The 3765-nt window shown below is 74.2% G+C and carries 2 protein-coding genes; one reads left to right on the forward strand and one right to left on the reverse strand.

Translation table 11 applies throughout. The features are described from left to right. Positions 1-108: 108 nt before the first annotated feature. Positions 109-1731 carry a SpoIIE family protein phosphatase gene (locus L0B03_RS15115; RefSeq protein WP_250447281.1) on the forward strand — a complete coding sequence of 541 codons (1623 nt, stop codon included), beginning with the start codon at positions 109-111 and terminating at the stop codon, positions 1729-1731. A 220-nt stretch (positions 1732-1951) separates the two neighbouring features. On the opposite strand, the gene L0B03_RS15120 is transcribed toward L0B03_RS15115, so the two are convergent. Continuing rightward, positions 1952-3388 carry an HNH endonuclease signature motif containing protein gene (locus L0B03_RS15120; protein WP_250447283.1) on the reverse strand — a complete coding sequence of 479 codons (1437 nt, stop codon included), beginning with the start codon at positions 3386-3388 and terminating at the stop codon, positions 1952-1954. Positions 3389-3765: the final 377 nt, after the last annotated feature.

Genomic DNA, 3765 nt, shown 5'->3' on the forward strand with positions numbered 1-3765 from the left:
CTGCGCGGGTGCGGCCGGAGGCCCGGCGACCCGCGCGCTGGTGGCCGCCACGCCGAGCGGCGCGCACGGCTCAGGTCCGTGGGACCGACCGCTGGCTACGCTCTCCCGGTGAGCGACACCTGGCTGACCCGCGCGACGGGCGACACCCCCACCGGTGCACTGGCCAGGTCGATCGACTGGGCGGCGACCTCGATCGGCCACCCGGACACCTGGCCGACATCCCTGCGCGTGGCGGTGGAGATCTGCTTCAGCACCCGCTTCCCCGTGCTGGTCACGTGGGGCCCTGAGCTGATCAAGATCTACAACGACGCGTACCGCGAGATCCTCGGCCGGGACAAGCACCCCCAGGCCATGGGCGCACGCGTGCGGGACATCTGGCCGGAGATCTGGCCCAAGCTCGAGCCGTCCTTCCAGCACGTGTTCGACACGGGCCGGCCGACGTGGCACGAGAACCAGCTGCTGCTGATGGAGCGCAACGGCTACGTCGAGGAGGCGTACTTCACGTACTCCTACAGCCCCCTGAGGGACGACGACGGCGTGGTGCGCGGCGTGCTGGACATCGCGACCGAGACCACCGAGTACGTCCTCGAGCGCCGCCGCATGCGCCTTCTGGCTGACCTCTCCGAGACGTTGCAGCGCCACGCCGGGGACCTGGCGGGCATCGGGCGGGCCACGGCCGACGTGCTGAGTGCCGGGCGGGCCGACGTCACCGCCATGGACCTCTACCTGACCACCGGTCCGGGGCAGACGTACCTGCTGGCCTCGACCCGCCCGGCCGACGACGTCGCGGCCGCCAGCATGACTTTGGTGCGGGACGTCGCGGCATCCGGCCGGCCGGCGGAGGTGGACCACACCGTCGTCGTCCCGCTCATCACCGTGGGAGAGCAGACCGCGGGGGTGCTGGTGCTCGAGGCGAGCGCGCAGCGGGTGTTCGACGCGGGGTACCGGGCGTTCTTCGACCTGCTCGCCTCGACCGTCGGGACCGCGCTGAGCACCACCCTGCGGTACGTGCGTGAGGTGGGCGACCTGCGGGCGGTGAGCGACGCGCTGCAGCAGTCGATCCTGCCCCGCGGTGAGGCCGTCGCCGGGCTCGCGACCCGCTACCAGCCCGCCATGGGCAACCTCGCGGTGGGCGGGGACTGGTACGACGTCGTGGAGGTGTCCACGGGGCGCCGTGCCCTCGTCGTCGGGGACTGCGTGGGTCATGGGCTCGGCGCGGCGGCGGTCATGGGGCAGCTCAGGACGGCGAGCCGCACCCTGCTCCTGGAGGGCAACAGCCCGGAGGCAGCGCTGGTCGGGCTGGATCACTTCGCGCGGCGGCTGCCCGGGGCGGAGTGCGCGACGGTGTTCTGCGGCCTGATCGACCGGGTGGCGGGGACACTGACGTTCTCCCGCGCGGGGCACGTCCCCCCGCTCCTGCTGCGCGACGGCGAGGCGCGGTGGTTGCGCGAGGCGGGGAGCACCCCGCTGGCGGTGGCCGGGGACGAGCGGCGCGAGGCTGTCGTCGAGCTGCAGGACGGTGACCTGGTCGTGCTGTACACCGATGGTCTGGTCGAGCGCCGCCGCGAGATGCTCAGCGAGGGCATCGAGCGCCTCGCTGAGGCGCTGAGGCCCCTCGCGCAGGAGGAGTCGGTCGACGCGATCGCCGACGGCCTGCTGCGCGCCCTCGTCCCGTCCGGGTCCGAGGACGACGTCGCGCTCGTGGTGTACCGGCACGAGGGGGCCGGGTAGCCGGACGCACGAGCATGCAGCGCACCGCTACGGGGCTGGTCTCCACGCCCCGCGAGGCGGTCGGCGCCTGGGGCGGTCGGCGCCTGGCCGGACCTCGCGCTCGGCCGGGCTAGCTGGATCAGCCCGAACAGCAAGACCAGCCCGAACAGCTAGATCACCCCGACCAGCTGGATCAGCCCGACCAGCTAGGTCACCCCGACCAGCTAGACCAGCGGACCAGCTAGAACGGCGGCGGTGGGAGCGCCGCGGCGAGCTCGGCGTCTTCCCGTCCTGGCTCGACGCGGTAGCGCAGACCGGCTGGGGTGAGCCATTCGAAGACGCCGGGTGCGAGCTGGGTGAGCCGGAAGCCGCCGTCGGTCTTGATCGCGTGGTCGCGCGGGCACAGCGGCGCCAGGTTGTCGCGGGAGGTGGTCCCGCCGTCGCGTCCGAACTCGACGGTGTGGTCGAGGTCGCAGCTGTCGGCCGGGGTGCTGCACCCGGGCCGCACGCAGGCGCCGTCGCGCGCGCGCACGTGCTCGGCGAGGTCGGCCGGTGGTCGGTATCGGGTGCGCCCGACGTCCAGGACGGCGTCGGTGACCGGGTCGGTGACGATGCGCCTCCAGGTCCCACCCCGGGCGAGCGCCTGGGCGACCTCCGCGGTGATCGGCCCGTAGCCAGCAAGTTCGGCGGGCTCACCGCCCGTCCCGAGGAGGCTCGAGAACGGGATCGTCACGCGGATCTGGGCCCGGGGGCGGGAGGGGCGTCGCGATCGCGCTCCCGCGGCAGCGGCCCCTGAACAGACATCCGCTGCTGCCCGGCCCTTGACGCGAAGGTCACCGGCGACGGCTACGGCGACGGCCACGTCTCGTGCACCTCCCTCGTCGCTCAGCTCCCCCACGGTGAGGTCGACGAGGACGTCGGCTCGGAGCTGGTCGAGGGTGCGGGGGTCGCCAGCGGCGCGGGCCGAGCGGGCCAGGTGGTCGATGCCTGCGTCGAGGCGGACGGCGTCCTGGGCGGGCAGGACTGCTGTCACCGAGGCCATCCCGTGCGGGAGGGCCCGTGGCCGGTCGAGGCGCCGACCTCGGGCCGCGGCGAGATGCCGCCGGTGCGCCCCCTCAGGGTCGAGGGAGATCAGGGCCCGCTCGACGTCACGCCCCAGCTGGGTGCACGTGCGGCGTCGAGCGCGCGGGAGCACGGCGTCCTGGACGTCGAGGGCGAGGGGGACCGGCGCCTCGTCGAGGGCTCGGACGAGGACCCTGGCCCGAGCCAGGTCGATCTCGCCGCACTCGAGGGCCGCGCCGGCGGGCGCGAGGGCTCCGTCAAAGGCACGACCGTCCCGCACCAGCGCACGGGCGGCGAGCCGGGAGCACCCGAGCCGCATCGCGAGCTCCTCCCCCGCGACGTTGAGCTCGCTGACGGTGCCCGCGGAGTCCGGCCACACGGGGTTCATGGACGGCCGGTCCGCGAGCCGCGCAGCAGCACGTGCCGCACCGGCCGACGCCCAGGCCACCAGCCGTTGCCATGCCGCGACCTCTTCGACGAGGGCCGCGTCGTCGTACTCGGTGTCCGCTGTCGGCGCGTCTGGGTGGCCGGATGCCAGCACGTCCGCACGGTCTCCCAGAACGGGCAGGTGGCCGAGCTGGTCGAGGAGCGCGGCGAGGGCTGGGCCGGGGAGCATCGCGGCCAGGGCCTCGGCGGAACCCGCACCACTGCCCAGGCTCGGGACTCCGTCCTCGATCGCCGGTGCGGGAGCCGTGCGCCTGCGCTCCTGCGCAAGCCGCGGAGCGCTCGCTCGACTCGCGGATCCGCCCGTAGGCGACCGCCGCTCCCCAGCACCCTCGTCGAACATGTGTTCGATTATAGTGAAGGGCACTGACACTCGGACGGCGCTCCGCTCGGGTCAGCGCGCGCCCGTGTGACGGGGGCGTGCGACGATCGGCAGATGCCTCTGCGTCGCCGTCGGTCTGGCCCCGCCGACTCGCCCCTGGGCCCGGCCGGGCAGGCCACCGCACCCGGCCAGGCCGCGACGTACGGGCAGGCCACCCCGACCGACCC

This window comes from Actinotalea sp. C106, from assembly GCF_023630195.1.
Classification (GTDB): domain Bacteria; phylum Actinomycetota; class Actinomycetes; order Actinomycetales; family Cellulomonadaceae; genus Actinotalea.